This window comes from Pseudomonas sp. NPDC087626 (genome assembly GCF_044743405.1).
GTDB lineage: Bacteria > Pseudomonadota > Gammaproteobacteria > Pseudomonadales > Pseudomonadaceae > Aquipseudomonas.
Genome location: NZ_JBIUWJ010000026.1, coordinates 51,851 through 67,238, shown reverse-complemented (window position 1 = coordinate 67,238; position 15,388 = coordinate 51,851). Strand labels below are relative to the sequence as shown.

The 15,388-nt window shown below is 61.7% G+C and carries 12 protein-coding genes; 8 read left to right on the top strand and 4 right to left on the bottom strand.

The genetic code is table 11. The features are described 5' to 3' along the window. The first annotated feature begins 91 nt into the window (after positions 1–91). Positions 92–880, top strand: a complete 789-nt coding sequence (locus tag ACIOVD_RS20335; protein ID WP_159996029.1) for an enoyl-CoA hydratase/isomerase family protein — start codon at positions 92–94, stop codon at positions 878–880. 16 nt (positions 881–896) lie between these two features. On the opposite strand, the gene ACIOVD_RS20330 is transcribed toward ACIOVD_RS20335, so the two are convergent. Genes ACIOVD_RS20330 through ACIOVD_RS20320 form a run of 3 tightly spaced genes read right to left on the bottom strand, consistent with a single transcriptional unit; the run spans position 897 to position 4,157 of the window. Beyond that, a complete protein-coding gene (locus ACIOVD_RS20330) occupies positions 897–1,841 on the bottom strand; it encodes a nitronate monooxygenase family protein (protein ID WP_159996027.1) in 945 nt (314 codons plus the stop codon). A gap of 55 nt (positions 1,842–1,896) precedes the next feature. Further along, entirely contained in the window at positions 1,897–3,018 is a 1,122-nt protein-coding gene (locus tag ACIOVD_RS20325; protein WP_095170048.1) for an acyl-CoA dehydrogenase family protein, read from the bottom strand. Then, the gene (locus ACIOVD_RS20320) at positions 3,015–4,157 is read right to left on the bottom strand and encodes an acyl-CoA dehydrogenase family protein (protein ID WP_095170049.1); all 1,143 of its coding nucleotides are present in this window, start codon (positions 4,155–4,157) and stop codon (positions 3,015–3,017) included. The genes ACIOVD_RS20325 and ACIOVD_RS20320 overlap by 4 nt, the downstream gene beginning before the upstream one ends. A 142-nt stretch (positions 4,158–4,299) precedes the next feature. Here ACIOVD_RS20320 and ACIOVD_RS20315 point away from each other — a divergent pair, with 142 nt between their 5' ends. Beyond that, the gene (locus ACIOVD_RS20315) at positions 4,300–5,085 is read left to right on the top strand and encodes an enoyl-CoA hydratase/isomerase family protein (protein ID WP_401129893.1); all 786 of its coding nucleotides are present in this window, start codon (positions 4,300–4,302) and stop codon (positions 5,083–5,085) included. 11 nt (positions 5,086–5,096) lie between these two features. Beyond that, positions 5,097–5,747 (top strand): TetR/AcrR family transcriptional regulator, encoded by a 651-nt coding sequence (locus ACIOVD_RS20310; RefSeq protein ID WP_401129891.1) that lies wholly within the window; start codon positions 5,097–5,099, stop codon positions 5,745–5,747. A 95-nt stretch (positions 5,748–5,842) separates the two neighbouring features. On the opposite strand, the gene ACIOVD_RS20305 is transcribed toward ACIOVD_RS20310, so the two are convergent. Continuing rightward, positions 5,843–8,530, bottom strand: coding sequence for a LuxR C-terminal-related transcriptional regulator (locus tag ACIOVD_RS20305; protein ID WP_401129889.1), 2,688 nt, complete (start codon positions 8,528–8,530; stop codon positions 5,843–5,845). Between the two features lie 158 nt (positions 8,531–8,688). Here ACIOVD_RS20305 and ACIOVD_RS20300 point away from each other — a divergent pair, with 158 nt between their 5' ends. The 5 genes from ACIOVD_RS20300 (at position 8,689) to ACIOVD_RS20280 (ending at position 15,299) form a co-directional block, all read left to right on the top strand. Then, complete coding sequence (locus ACIOVD_RS20300) at positions 8,689–10,101, top strand: coniferyl aldehyde dehydrogenase (RefSeq protein ID WP_401129887.1); 1,413 nt, start codon at positions 8,689–8,691, stop codon at positions 10,099–10,101. A 78-nt stretch (positions 10,102–10,179) separates the two neighbouring features. Continuing rightward, positions 10,180–11,265, top strand: coding sequence for a Zn-dependent alcohol dehydrogenase (locus tag ACIOVD_RS20295; protein WP_095170054.1), 1,086 nt, complete (start codon positions 10,180–10,182; stop codon positions 11,263–11,265). Positions 11,266–11,332: 67 nt separating this feature from the next. Continuing rightward, positions 11,333–12,529 carry an acyl-CoA dehydrogenase family protein gene (locus ACIOVD_RS20290; protein ID WP_401129885.1) on the top strand — a complete coding sequence of 399 codons (1,197 nt, stop codon included), beginning with the start codon at positions 11,333–11,335 and terminating at the stop codon, positions 12,527–12,529. 10 nt (positions 12,530–12,539) lie between these two features. Then, a complete protein-coding gene (locus ACIOVD_RS20285) occupies positions 12,540–13,682 on the top strand; it encodes an acyl-CoA dehydrogenase family protein (protein WP_401129883.1) in 1,143 nt (380 codons plus the stop codon). A gap of 42 nt (positions 13,683–13,724) precedes the next feature. Further along, on the top strand, positions 13,725–15,299 hold the full coding sequence (locus tag ACIOVD_RS20280; RefSeq protein WP_095170057.1) for an arylsulfatase: 1,575 nt from the start codon (positions 13,725–13,727) through the stop codon (positions 15,297–15,299). The last annotated feature ends 89 nt before the right edge of the window (positions 15,300–15,388 follow it).

Below are 15,388 nucleotides of genomic sequence, written 5' to 3'. Positions count from 1 at the left end.
AATTCTCCCCGGGACCCGTTGCCAGCAGTCCATCCTAATAGCGAAGAGCTCAAGTGCGACCTTCAAGACCGCGCTCACTCAATGGGATCACATGTTCAAGACTATTGATTTATCCATAGCAGATGGCCTCGCGACCCTGACCTTGATGCGACCCGAGCGCAAGAATGCGATCAATCGGCAATTGGCCGATGAGATGCGTGAAGCGCTCGATCAGTTACGCGGCAACCCAGAGGTCAAGGCACTGTTGTTGATCGGTAGCGGTCAGGATTTCTGCTCCGGCGGCGATGTCAGCAGGATGAGCGGCGGAGTCGATGCCAGCGATATTCGCGAGCGCATGGACCATGGCAACCAGTTGCTTGGCGCTTTGGCGGATTTCAGCCGGCCGGTGATTGCTGCGGTGGACGGAGTCGCCTTCGGTGCCGGTTTCAGCCTGGCACTCGCCGCTGACTTTCTGATCGCCTCGGACCGGGCGCGCTTTTGCATGGCGTTTGCCCGTATCGGGTTGGTTCCAGACATGGGCGCGTCGCATCTTTTGCCGCGCATCGTTGGCCTGCAAAAAGCCAAGGAAATCATCTACTCAGCGCGTGAAGTGAGCGCCCAGGAGGCCCTGGCCCTGGGCATCGCCCTGGAGGTACATCCCGCCGAGCAGTTTCGTGCGCGGGCAGAAGAATTGGCACGCAGTATGAGCAACCTGTCGATGGTTGCCTTCGACATGACCAAACGCCTGTTGGCACGGACCTTCCAGACCGATCTGGCGGCGCAACTCGATTGCGAAGCCAGCGCCCAGGCCGTGGCAATGAGTTCCTCGTATGTCGAACAAGCCACCGCGCGGTTCCTGCGCAAAGAACCGGCGCTGTATCAATGGCCGGTCGCAAAGTGAGTTGAATCCGGCCCGATCACACCGCAGCAGCACGCTGTGCGGGCAACCGCACGGCGTGGTACTCGTCTTCGAAACGTGCAATCAACTGCGCCACGGTGGGAATGTCATCGATGTTCCCGACGCCTTGGCCCGCGGCCCAGATGTCTTTCCATAACCTCGCGCCATTGTGTCCGCCCGTACCGCCCTGCGCCGGTGGTGGCGGCAGGTTGTCCGGGTCCAGCCCCGCGCGCGCGATGCTTTGCTTGAGGTAGTTGGCCCGCAGGCCACTGAATAATGCGGTGTTGACGATCTGATCGGCGTTGGACGCGAGCAGCATCTGTTTGTAGGCCTCGTCGATTTCACATTCCTGTGTGGCGAGAAAGCGCGTGCCGACGTAACCCAGGTCAGCGCCCATGATCTGCGCGGCCACCAGGTCCTTGCCGGTGGTCAAGCCGCCGGAGAGCAATACGGTGCCGGTGTAGAAACGGCGGATCTCGTTGACGAACGCCAGTGGATTTAATGTGCCGCCGTGGCCGCCGGCACCCGCGCACACGGCGACAATGCCATCGACCCCGGCTGCAACGGCTTTTTCGGCATGCCGTACGCTGATCACGTCGTGAAAGACAATGCCGCCGTAACCGTGAACGGCATCGACCACTTCCCCCGGGGCCCCGACACTGGTGATCACCACCGGTACCTTGTGCTTGACCAGCAGCGCCAGGTCCTGCTCCTGCCGTCGGTTGGAGCGACTGACAATCTGGTTGATCGCAAACGGCGCCGCGAGGGGAGTGCACAAGCGCTCGCTCAATTGCGCCAGCCAGTCGTCGAGCATCTCGGCACTGCGCGCGTTGAGTGCCGGCATGGAGCCGACGATACCGGCGTGGCATTGCGCTTCTACCAGTCTGGGCGTGGAAGCCAGGAACAGCGGTGCGGCAACCAGCGGTAGCCGCAGGCGGTTGGATAACACAGCAGGTAACGACATTCGAAAGCCCCTTACGAAGGGGCATGAGCCTTTTTGTGGGCTCATGCCTGTGGTGTCAGAATTGGCGTTGCGTCAAACCTGCCCAGAAGCCTTTGCCGCCAGCCGCAATTGCCGCCTGCCCAAGCACTTCGGCCCACTGGGAATCACTGCCGAATTCATCGCGCCACGACCACAAGCGGCGGGTGGTGAAATGCAGGGTGTGTTCGTGGGTGAAGCCGATCGCCCCGTGAACCTGGTGCGCCACCGACGTGGCAAGGGTCGCGGCCTCGCCAGCGCAGATTTTGGCCACGGCTACGTCGAACGCCAGCGTGCTGCGCGCGCCTGCCTCGGCCTGCTGGGCCTCGCAGGCGCTGCGCAATGCGACTTGCGTCGCCATGCGCGCGGCACCGATGGCGCCGGCCATTTGCGCCAGTTGTTGCTGCACCGCCTGGAATTTACCGATTGCCTTGCCGAACTGGGCACGCTCGTTCGCGTAGTTGACGGCCTTGTCCAGGCTCGACTCCAGCGCACCGACCAGCATGCAGGCACGGATCAGCGCCCCGAACAGCCAGACAGGCTCCTGCACATCGGCTATCTGCAGGTGGCCGATGGCGTGAGCACGAGCATTGACGAAGTGCAGGCTGTCGCGTTCCTCGCCAGCAAAATTACTGCCGGCCTCCAGGCTGACAGTGGCCTGGCGCAGATCCACCAACGCCACGTGACCCGTGCCGTCGGCTACCACCGCCCATTGACTGCTGCGCGCCCACGGCACATTGAATGCACGGCCGTGTAGTTGGCCGTCAGCGGTCAACGTAAGGTCACCGAGACGGCCGGCCTGAATCAGCGTAATCGGCTCATCCGGTACCTCCAGGCCGGCGCGTGCCAGCAACAGCGAAGCGAGCATGGTCTCGCTCAACGGCAGCGGTGCACTCCAGTACCCAACGGCGCGCAACACCGGGCTGGCTTCCAGCCAACTGGCCGCACTGCCGCCGGCTTCCTCGGCCATCAGGGCGCCGGGCAGACCTTGCTCGACCACCTGTTGCCACAAGGTTGTCGCGCGATGACCCGCATCGAAATGTGCCAGCAACTGAGGGCTGATCTGTTCGGCGAACAGGCGCTCGACGCTGTCGGCGATGATCGATTGCAATTCGGATGGCGCGCTGTCGTCCATCGCTTGATAGTGGGTGGCCTGGTTCATCGCAGTCCTAATCCTCTGGCAATGATGCCGCGAAGAATTTCGCGGGTGCCGCCACGCAGGGAAAACGACGGGGCGGTCTGGGTCAGGTAACGCATCACCTGGTCGAGTGGGGAGCCAGGCTCGCGGGTGCCGCCAAACAGGTCGTGGGCGAGGTCAGGCAGGGATTGTTCGAGCAGGGCGCCTTGATCCTTGACCAGCGCTGCCGGGGTTGCCGGGTTGTCGCCGCGCGCGAGCATGCCGGCGACACCCAGGGACATCTGGCGCAGCACTGCGTAGCGGGCGGCAACACGACCGAGGCTGACACTGTGACGAGCGTTCTGTGGGTCAGCCGCGTCGAGCATTTCCAGGTACAACTGGGTGCTGCTCAAGTAGCGTTCCGGGCCGCTGCGTTCCAGTGCCAGTTCCGCGCCGACTTGCTTCCAGCCATCACCGGGCTGGCCGATGACAAAGTCGTCGGGAACGAACACGTCGTCGAGGAACACTTCATTGAAGTCGTGCTCGCCGAGCATGTTGTAGATCGGGCGTACCGTGACGCCAGTGGCGTGCATGTCGATCAACAGTTGCGACAGACCGGCGTGGCGGTTGCTGGCGTCCTTCGGCCCGGTGCGCAGCAGGGTGACCATGTAGTGGCAGCGGTGGGCGCCGGTGGTCCAGACCTTGCTGCCATTGACGATCCAGCCGCCCTCGGTCTGCACCGCGCGGGTCTGCACCGACGCCAGGTCAGAACCGACATTCGGCTCGCTCATGCCGATGCAGAACAGCAGCTCACCGCGTGCGATGGCTGGCATCAACCGTGGCGCAAGTACATCGGGAGAGAATTTCATCAGCAGCGGGCCGGATTGACGCTCGGCGATCCAGTGCGCATTGACCGGTGCGCCAGCGGCCAGCAGTTCTTCGAGCACGACGTAGCGCTCCAGGGCGCTGCGCTCGTGTCCGCCGTAGCGCTTGGGCCAGGTCATGCCCAGCCAACCGCGCTCGCCCAGCTTGCGGCTGAATTGCGGGTCGGCGCCGTTCCAGTTTTTCGCACGTTCGTGGGCCGGGTAATCCTTTAATGCCTCGGCGACGAATTCGCGCACTTCGGCCCGTAAAGCCTGGGTCTTGGGGTCCAATTGACAGGGGCGGATATCGAGTGCCTGCATGGCATTTGCTCATGTGAAGAGTGGGTGATTGAGTTGTTTTTCTAACTTGCTGAACGCCCAACAAGTAAATAAGCTACCAGCAACCTTGGCAACGGATCAAGCCGCTGCCACTCTTGAAAAACGCCAAAGCCCCGGAGCTACCATGTCGACCCACACCTCTTTTTCCCCCGGCCGCGGCCTTGCGCTGGGCCTTGAAGGCCATGTCGCGACCCTCGTTTTCAGTCGTCCGCCGCTGAATTTCTTTGATGCCGAACTGATCAAAGACCTGGCTGACGCACTGCAATACCTCGATGACTTGCCGCAGTGCCGCGTGGTCATCCTGCAGGCGGAAGGCAAGGTGTTTTGTGCCGGTGCCGACTTCTCTGGTGACGATCAGCACGACCCGCAATTTCCGCGCCGTGTCTACAAATCAGCGGTACGCCTGTTTCGCAATCGCAAGCCGCTGATCTGTGTGGTGGAAGGTGCCGCGATTGGTGGCGGCCTGGGCTTGGCGCTGGTCGCGGACTTTCGGGTGACCAGTGAAAAAGCGCGGTTTTCGGCCAATTTCAACCGGCTGGGGATTCATCAGGGCTTCGGGATTTCGGTTACCATGCCGCGTTTGGTCGGCCCGCAAATGGCCTCGCTACTGATCGCCACCGGGCGGCGCATCGATGGCCGTGAAGCGGTGCGTATCGGTTTGGCGGATGTACTGGCAGAACCGGGCACGGAGCGCCACAAAGCCCGTGAGTTGGCCGAGGAGATCGCCGCGTCTGCACCCGGCGCGGTCATGTCCAGTCGGGAAACCCTGCGCATGGGGCTGGCCGATGCGGTTGACCGGATCATCGACCGCGAGGCGTCCGAGCAGGAGTGGCAGATCGTCAGCGCCGATTTTGCCGAAGGCACTCGCGCCATGGCTGAACGTCGCACGCCGGTTTTTACAGGACAGTAAGGAATTGCTCGATGGAACCCGTTGAAAAAACCTCCCAGTCGACTTCGCGGCGCACTCAGCTGGAGCGGCGCGCCGAGGCCGAACAACGTCTGTTGATCGCTGCCCGGCAGATCGTCGCACGCAAGGGCTGGGTCGGCATGACGCTATCGGAGGTGGGCGAGGAGGCGGGCTACAGCCGTGGCCTGGCGACGCATCACTTCGGCAACAAGGCCGGTCTGCTGCGTGCCCTGGCAGGTTTCGTCAATGCAACCTTCATGGAGCTGGTGCAAGCCCGGTCGCCGCAATGGCGCCCGGGGATGGACGCACTCAAGGGCTTTGTCAGCGTATACCTGGCGCGTCCTGACGGCGACTGGGTCAATACCCGCGCATTACTGACGCTGATGGCCGAAGCCGTGACCCAGGATTCGGAAACGGTGGAAATCCTTGCCGATTACAATTCTTCGGTGCAAAAGCATCTGGCGCGCTATATCCGCCAGGGGATCGACAGCGGCGAAATCCGCGCGGATGTGGACCCGCTGATGGGCGCGCTGCTATTCCTTGGAACGTTGCGCGGCATGATGTTGCAGGTGCTGCTGAACCCTTCGGCCGTCGACCTGGAGTTGGTGCACACGCAGATGCTGGCCTTCATTGAAAACGCGCTTTCGTCAACACGGAGCTTGTAGGAGCAGCTTGCCCGCGATGGCGGTGGGTCAGGCACTATCGATGTTGAATGGACCGGCCTCATCGCGGGCAAGCCCGCTCCTACAGTGGGGCTCGTTCAGTCCAGTAGACCCTGAGCCCTTGCAATGGACACCGCCTCGGTGCGGCCGCCGGCACCGAGTTTGCTGTTGATCTTGCGCAAGTGTGATTTCACTGTCAGTTCCGAGAGAAACATTTTTTCCGCGATTTCCCGATTGCGGTAACCCAGCGCCAACAAGCGCACCACTTGCAGTTCTCGGGCCGAGAGATTGGTCGGTGCCCCGTCTTCGCGCTTGGGCTCGGCCTTCTTGCTGCTGCTCTCACCACGCAGCAACCGAGCGCTGAATCCTGCGTGAATGCCCAGCGCTTGTTCCTGGCCGTGGAACGTCACCGACCAGCGCTCCAGCACAGGCCTCAGCGGCGCGCCCTCATCGAGGAAGGTGCGGACAAACCCGACGTGGCTGGCAAAGCGCAAAGCCGCCGTCAGGTGTTCCAGGGCTTCTTTGTGCTGCTTCGCACCATCGAGTGCGAGGATCAGCAATAAACGCAGTTTCAAAGCCCGGCGATGCTGATGTTGTTGCAGCGCCTGATCCATGGCCTGACGCAGTGGTTCGACGCAACCTTGTTCACCTTGCGCAATACGCAGGCGCTGGCGAGCGATGAAGGGCGTGTCGACGTCATTGGCGCTCAATGTCACGCCCGGTTGCTCCCAGTCGCTCAGTTGCTCGGCGGCGCGCATCGCGTGATCGGCGGTGTCCAGCCGTTTTTCCAGGGTGGCGACACGCGCTCGCTCCAGCCAGGCGGAGCAGAGGATGCGGGTAGAACCGGACACTTGGCCCAGTTGATCGAGATCCGCCAGGTAACGCATCCAGGCCGGGCGGTCGGCGTGCAGGTAGGCGAGGCGAGCCAATAGCACATGGGTGCTGATCAGCGAGTCCGGTGCCGCGTGCTCCCTGGCATAGGGCAGCAGCTCAGTGAGGCGTCGCCGTGCTTCGTCCACCGCGTCCGTTTCGTAGAGCACCACGCAATGAATGGTCTGCAAAACCGGATAACCTACCGGTGGCGTACCCGCCAATGTCTCGCGGCTGCGGCGCATGGCCGTCTCCGCGCGGGTCAGGGCGCTGTCGAGTTGCCCTTGAGTCAGGTCGAGCATCGCTTCCAGCGCATCGGTGACGTCGCGCAGGTAGGCCGACTCTTGTTGTGCCTCGCGGATTCCGGCGCTGGCAAGTTTTTTCCGCGCTTCGTCGAAGCGGCCGGTATAGAACAGCGAGCTGATTTCTACAAAAGCCGTGACCCGATACTGCATTTTGTCCTGAGGGCCGAGCTGCAACAGCAACTCGGTGGCGGCTACCAGGGCTTCATCGACGCGGTCGCCGATCAGCAGCAACAGCGGATGAACGTAGTGGTGTTCTCCCGCCAACGCCGGGTTTTCCAGTACGTGCAAGGCATCCTTGTGACGACGCGCATGCAGCAGTGCCCACGCATAGGCTATGCCCAGCCGGGGATGCAAATCACGTATCTGCACCGGAATGCGCGAGAGCCAGCGCATCAGCAGGCTGGCATGGCCGTTTTCCACCAACTCGTCGATGTGCAATACCAGTTGCGTGGCGGCATCGTCGACGGCGTGCGCAGCAAACAGGTGCTCAAGGGCCTCGACCGGCTGGGCGTTGGCGAAATACCAGCCCGAAGCCTGTTGATGCTGCTGCTCGAACTGCTCCGGGTGTCGCTTGAGGGTTTGCAGGAGGAAGTCGGCGAACAGCGGGTGATAGCGAAACCATTGGCGCTGGTCGTCCATTGCAATCACGAACAGATTGGCCCGCTCCAGTGCCTCGATCATGGCCTGGCTATCGCTGCGCCCCGTGACGGCATCGCACAAGGCCGGACACAATCGTGACAAGACGCTGGTCTGCAACAGGAATTGCTTGCATTGCGCGGTCTGTCGGGCCAGCACGTCTTCGGCGAAGTACTCCGCCAGCGCCGGGTTGGAACCGTTGAATGAGCCAATGAACGCGGCCGGGTCGCTGTGTCTTTGCAGCGACAGGCTGGCCAGGTAAACCCCGGTAACCCAGCCTTCGGTGCGCTCGTGCAGGCTCTCGATATCGCTCAGGTCCAAAGGCAACTGGCGCTTTTGCAAGATGTAGGTGGCAGTCTCGTCGAGGCTCAGGGCCAGCGATTCGGTATTGATTTCCAACAGTTCGCCACGCGCGCGCAAGCGGCCCAGATTGATATCCGGGGTCGTGCGCGAAGCGATGGCCAGCGTCACACCCATCGGCAACGCCTTGAGCAGGCGCTGGATAAATTCGAGGGCCGGCGACTGATCGATGACTTCAAATTCGTCCATCAGCAGGGTGAACGTCTCATTGCAAGCGGCGATGCGCTCAAACAACCAATCCTCCCATTGCGCGGGACTACTGTGCGCAACGGGGTTATCGCCGGCATCGATCAGGTCGATATCGCGCAAGCCGCTGAGCAGCACCTGAGTCAAGCGCTGCGGATCGTTGTCCAGGACATCGAGGTTGCACCACAACACCCGTCGGCCCTCGGCCAGGCAACGTTCGCGGTACTGCTGCAACAGCGTGGTCTTGCCGTAGCCGGGGCAGGCACTGATCAGGATCAGCCGCAAGCCATCGCGCGGTTGCAGTTGGGCAAGCAAAGGCGAACGTTCCAATTGACCCGGCAGGCTGGCCGGCGCCAGGAATTTACCCGCACGAATGGGCGGCTTTACTCCCTGGGCTGGTTCGTTGGAACTACGTTCGAAACCTTCCATGCATCCTACCTTTGGTTGTCGTCGCGCCGGTGCGGCCCTTTCTAGTATCGCCTGTCATGAGCGACACCCGATTCATGGTTCGAGCCCGCCAGTGTAACGGGCCGACACCGGATTGGCAGCTCCCCGACCGCCAACCCTTGCATGGAAGTCCGAACACCATGAGTGCCAACGAAAATCTGAATGCCGCCGATATTCGCGTGATCCTGGACAAGCAACGTGCCGCGTTCCTCGCCAGCGAGCCATGGACGGCTGAACAGCGCTGCGAACTGATCGACCGGGCCATCGGCCTGCTGGTCGACTATCAGCATGAAATCATCGAAGCCCTGTCGGCGGACTTCGGTCATCGCAGCCATGACTTCTCGCGCATGGTCGATGTCCTGGGGCCATTGGCGTCGTTGAAGTATACCAAGGCGAAAATTGCCGGATGGATGCAGCCTGACCACAGGGCCACCGACCGTGGCGAGGCCTGGGTGCAGTATCAGCCACTGGGCGTGGTGGGCATTCTCACCGCCTGGAATTTCCCCGGCAACATGGTCTTCAATGGTCTGGCGGGGGCTCTGGCGGCAGGCAACCGAGTGATGATCAAGGTGTCTGAATACAACCCGAAAACCTCCGCCTTGCTGGCGCGGATCTTCCGCGAGGTCTATGCCGAGGACGAAGTCGCGATCATCACCGGCGGCCCGGACATCGGCCATGCGTTCAGCCAGCAACCGTTCGACCATCTGTTGTTCACCGGCGCCAGCAGCATCGGCAAGCACGTCATGCGCGCTGCTGCCGAGAACCTGGTGCCGGTGACCCTGGAACTGGGCGGCAAGTCGCCGACCATCATTTCGCGCACCGCCGACCTTAAAGTCGCGGTCACTAAAATCCTCACCGGCAAGTTGCACAACGCTGGGCAGATCTGCCTGGCGCCGGACTATGTGTTCGTCCCCGAGGAGCAACAAGCAGCGTTTGTTGCAGCGGCTCGCGAAGTGGCCGCCACGTTGTACCCGACTCTGCTGGAAAACCCCGACTACACCTCGCTGATCAACGCTCGTCACTTCGAGCGCCTGCACGGTTACCTGAATGAGGCACGCGACGCCGGCGTCGAGCTGATCGAACTGAACCCGGCCGATGAAGATTTCAGCGCTCAGCCACACCATAAAATGGCGCCGACCCTGTTGCGCAATCCCGGTGACGAATTGCAGGTGATGCAGGACGAAATCTTCGGTCCGCTGCTGCCGTTCAAAACCTACCAGTCTTTCGCCGAAGTGGTCAGCTACATCAACTCGCACCCGCGTCCGCTGGGCTTGTACTACTTCGGCAACGATGCCGGGGAAGAGTCGTTCGTGCTCAATCGCACCACGTCCGGCGGGGTCACCCTCAATGACGTGTTGCGCCACGGCGGCGTCGAGACCTTGCCTTTCGGTGGTGTCGGCAACAGCGGCATGGGTTGCTACCACGGGATCGACGGTTTCCGCACCTTCAGCCACGGCAAATCGGTGCTGCGCTCGGTCGACGGACCGGATGCGATGCGCCCGCCGTACAGCGAACAGGTACGCCAGTTCGTCGGTTCGATGATCAAGCGCTGAGATACCCACCGGCATAGCGCACGCGCTGGCTGCGTGCGCCTTCGTCCTCCACATCTTGCTTAACAAGAGAATAACAATATGAAAGCTGCCGTTCTGCACGCCCCTGGCTCGCCAATGACCATTGAAGAAGTCGGTATCAGCAAACCCGGTCCACGGGAAGTGCTGGTGCGCACCGTTGCGGTGGGCGTTTGCCACTCCGACCTGCACTTCGTCGATGGGGCCTATCCGTACCCGATGCCGGTGGTGCTGGGTCACGAAGCGTCCGGCATTGTCGAACAAGTGGGCTCAGAGGTGCGCACGGTCAAACCGGGCGATCACGTGGTGACGTGCCTGTCGGCCTATTGCGGCCACTGCGAGCATTGCGTCACCGGGCACCTGTCGTTGTGCGTGTCACCGGACACCAAGCGTCGCGCGGATGAAGAGTCGCGACTGACCTACGTACAAAAACCGATGACCCAGTTCATCAACCTGTCGGCCTATGCCGAGCAGATGCTGGTGCACGAAAACGCGCTGGTAGCGATTCGTCGTGACATGCCACTCGACCGCGCGGCGCTGCTCGGTTGTGCGGTTACCACCGGCACTGGTGCGGTGTTCAATACCGCCAAGGTGCGTCCGGGTGAAACGGTGGCGGTGATCGGCTGCGGCGGTATCGGCCTGTCGACCATCAACGGCGCGGCGCTGGCCGGTGCCGGGCGGATCATTGCCATCGACATGCTGGATTCGAAGCTGGAACTGGCCAAGCAGTTTGGCGCCACCGACGTAGTCAACGCCAAGGACGGCAGCGCCGTCGCGCAAGTCCTGGAGTTGACCCGAGGCGGTGTGCATCACGCGTTCGAGTGCATCGGCCTCAAGCAAACCGCGGAACAGGCTTTCGGCATGCTGGCTCGCGGCGGTACCGCGACGATCATCGGCATGATCAAGCCCGGGGTAAAACTGGAGCTGGACCCGATGGCCATGCTGCACGAGCGGCGTATCCAGGGCTCGTTCATGGGCTCCAACCGCTTCCCGGTGGACTTGCCGCGCCTGACCGACTTCTACATGCAGGGCCGGCTCAAGCTCGACGAAATGATCTCGCAGCGCATCAAGCTGGAACAGATCAACGAGGCCTTCGACGAACTGCGTCGGGGCGAGCTGGCACGCTCGGTCATTCTCTTCGACCAGTGAGTGGGTTGTGCATGCGGTCCCCAAACAAGACCGGCCACAGGCTGGCGACTCACCATTGAGGTAGCAGATGGATATTCATTTCAATCCTGAGGAAGTGGCATTTCGCGAGGAAGTCCGGGCGTTTCTCAAGGCTCACCTGCCGCAAGACATCGCGGCCAGGATCAATCAGGGCAAGTCGGTGTGCAAAGCCGACCAGGTGCTGTGGATGCGCACCTTGAACGAAAAAGGCTGGCTGGCGGCAAGCTGGCCAGTGGAGCACGGCGGCACAGGCTGGAGTGCCGTGCAAAAGCACATCTTCGATGAAGAGTGCGCGGTTGCCGGCGCCCCACGAATCGTGCCGTTCGGCGTGAACATGGTCGGGCCGGTGATCATCAAGTTCGGCACCGAAGAGCAAAAGGCGCATTACCTGCCGCGCATTCTCAACTGCGACGATTGGTGGTGCCAGGGCTATTCCGAGCCGGGTGCCGGTTCCGACCTGGCGAGCCTGCGCACCCGCGCGGTGCGTGAAGGCGACGAGTACGTGGTCAATGGGCAGAAGACCTGGACCTCCACCGGACACATGGCGGACTGGATGTTCTGCCTGGTGCGCACCGATGCCGAAGCGCAGCAGCAGCGGGGCATCTCTTTCCTGCTGATCGACATGAAGACCCCTGGTATCACCGTACGGCCGATCATCACCCTGGACGGCGGTCACTACGTCAACGAAGTGTTCCTCGATAACGTGCGCGTACCGGTCAGCAACCTGGTCGGCCGTGAAAACGAGGGCTGGACCTGTGCCAAGTACCTGTTGACCCACGAACGTACGACGATCGCCGGGATCGGCATCGCCAAGGCCATGCTCACGCGTCTCAAGCAGGTCGCACGTACTGAACAACGCAACGGCAAGCCGTTGCTTGAAGACCCGCAGTTCCGGGCGCAGATCGCCGACGTGGAAATCCAGTTGATGGCCATCGGCATGAGCAACCTGCGCATCCTTGCCTCTGCCCGTGACGGCGGAGTGCCGGGTTCGGAAAGCTCGATCCTGAAGATCAAGGGCACCGAGATCCGCCAGGCGATTACTTATTTGCTGAGCAAGGCGGTCGGGGCCTATGCCAACCCGTTCCTCAAGGAGGAGTTGGGCTACGACTATGAAGGAGAGCTGCTGCACAGCGAGTTCAGCAACTCGTCGACCTGTCAGTACCTGGATATGCGCAAAGCCTCGGTTTACGGCGGCTCCACTGAAATCCAGAAGAACATCATCGCCAAGATGATTCTCGAACTCTAAGGGGCAGATCATGGACTTCAAACTTTCAGAAGAGCAGCAAATGCTGCAAGACACGGCTGCCCGACTGGTGCGTGATGCCTATGGCTTCGAGCAGCGCGAACAGTTTCGTGACAGCGCCAAGGGTTTCAGTGGCGAGTTCTGGCAACAGCTCGGTGACCTGGGCCTGACGTCGGTGCCGTTTGCCGAGGACTTCGGCGGTTTCGGTGGCAACGGCGTGGAGGTGATGCTGGTAGCCCAGGAGTTCGGCCGTGGTTTGTGCCTGGAGCCTTGGCTGCAATCGGTGATTTTCGCCGGTGGCTTGATCGATCAACTCGGCAGCGCTGCGCAAAAAAGCGAACTGCTGCCGCAAGTGGCCAGTGCCGGCCTGCAACTGGCAGTAGCCGTCGAGGAGCCGCAGAGCCACTACCAATTGCACGATGTGCAGACCCGCGCCCTAGCGCTCAGTGGTGGCTGGTCGCTCAGCGGCCGCAAGTCGATGGTGGTGGGCGGGCAGAGCGCCGGTTTGCTACTGGTTTCGGCGCGGGTGTCCGGTGATGACCGTGCCGAGGCGGGCATCAGTCTGTTCCTGGTCGATCCGGCGACCCCGGGCGTGAGCGTCCGCGAATACCCGACCATGGACGGCCGCCGGGCCTGCGACGTGTTCCTGGACCAGGTGTTTGTCAGCAGCGCCGCGGTGCTCGGCGAACACGGCAAGGCGCTTGGTGCATTGCGCTATCAGCAGGGCCGCGCCATCGCCGCGCAATGCGCAGAAGCGGTCGGTAGCCTGGAAGCGACGTGCGCGTTGACCCTTGATTACCTGAAAACCCGCAAGCAATTCGGCCAGGTCATCGGCAAATTCCAGGCCTTGCAGCACCGCATGGTCGACATGCACATCGAACTCGATCAGGCGACCTCAATGACCCTGCTTGCCGCGTGTGTCGCCGACGAGCCGGACAGCCTGGAACGCAGTCGCACATTGGCCGCCGCCAAGTATGTCGTTTGCCGTGCGGCGCGTTTTGTCGCCGATCAGGGCATCCAGCTACACGGCGGTATCGGCCTGACCTGGGAATACGTGCTGTCGCACCACGCCAAGCACCTGCTGATGATCGCCCGCCAGTTTGGTGACGATGATCATCATTTGCAGGCGTACAGCGAGCTCATGCAGGAAGCCTAGGTTCGTCGAACCTGATCACACAACAATAAGGGAGACAATGTCATGGCTACATCATGGGGTTTGCTATGCCAGCGGCTGCGCGACCTGAGCGTCGCGAGTGCCTTGCTGGCCGTATCACTGTGCAGTTCTGCCGCCGACAAACCGAACGTGCTGGTCATCTTTGGCGATGACATCGGCATCTTCAATATCAGCGCCTACAACCAGGGCATGATGGGGTATGAAACGCCGAGCATCGACCGCATCGCCAAGGAAGGTGTGCTGTTTACCCATGCCTACGGCGAACAGTCCTGTACCGCCGGCCGCGCTGCTTTTGCGTTGGGCGAACACCCGTTTCGCACCGGCCTGCTGACCATCGGCATGCCCGGTTCGGAACACGGGATACCCGATTGGGCACCGACCATCGGCGACGCGATGAAGCAGCAGGGCTATACCACCGGCCAGTTCGGCAAGAACCATTTGGGAGACCGCGACAAGCACCTGCCGACCAACCATGGTTTCGATGAATTCTTCGGCAACCTGTACCACATGAACGCCGAGGAAGAACCGGAAACCTACTACTACCCCAAGGACCCAGCGTTCCGTAAACAGTACGGACCGCGCGGCGTGATCCATTCCTACGCCGACGGCAAGATCGAAGACACCGGTCCGCTGACACGCAAGCGCATGGAAACCATCGATGATGAACTGGTGCAGGCCACCGGCAACTTCATCGACAAGGCGCACAAGGCCGACAAGCCGTTTTTTGTCTGGTTCAACGCCACCCGCATGCACATCTGGACCCACCTCAAGCCTGAGTCCGATGGCAAGACCGGCGTCGGCCTGTATCCGGACGGCATGGTCGAGCATGACGGGCAGGTTGGTCAGTTGCTGAAGAAACTGGATGACCTGGGCATCGCCGACAACACCATCGTGATCTACACCACCGACAACGGCGCGGAGAAATTCTCCTGGCCTGATGGCGGCACGTCACCGTTCGCGGGGGAGAAGGGTACTTCCAATGAAGGCGGGCATCGCGTTCCGTTGCTGGTGAAGTGGCCCAAGGTGCTCAAACCCGGCACTCACGCCAACAACCTGATTGCCCACAACGACTGGATGCCGACACTGGCTGCCGCGGCGGGCGCACCGAATCTGGTGGCGGACCTGGCCAAGGGCACCCAACTCAACGGCAAGCAGTTCCGCGTGCATCTGGATGGCTATAACTTCCTGCCGTTCTTCAAGGGCGAGGTCAAGGAAAGTCCGCGCGAGGAGTATTTCTATTTCAGCATGGGCGGCGATCTCGATGCGATCCGCTGGCGGGAGTGGCGACTGGCGTTTGCGCAAATGACCGGGGATTTCGCCAGCGCCTCACGCAAGGTCACCAATGTGCCGGTGTTGACCAATCTGTTGGCCGACCCGTTCCAGACCGCGCGCAAGGAATCGCCGATGGCCAAGCGCTGGGCCGCTGACCAGGCGTGGTTACTGGTCCCGGTCCAGGACAAGGTCAAGACGTTCCTCGCAACGTTGAGCCAATACCCGTTCCAGGAAGGCGTCAGCCTGAACCCCGGCAACATCAACTACCAGAGCCTGGCAGTGAAAAAAGCGCTGATGGGCTTGCAGAAACCCGCACCGGCGAACTGATTGCCGCTACCCACTGCGGGGGGGCCTGCTTGCGAACGACTCAAGGACAATGCGGTTACACAGGGAGCAAGTGGGCGAGGGGTTCGCAG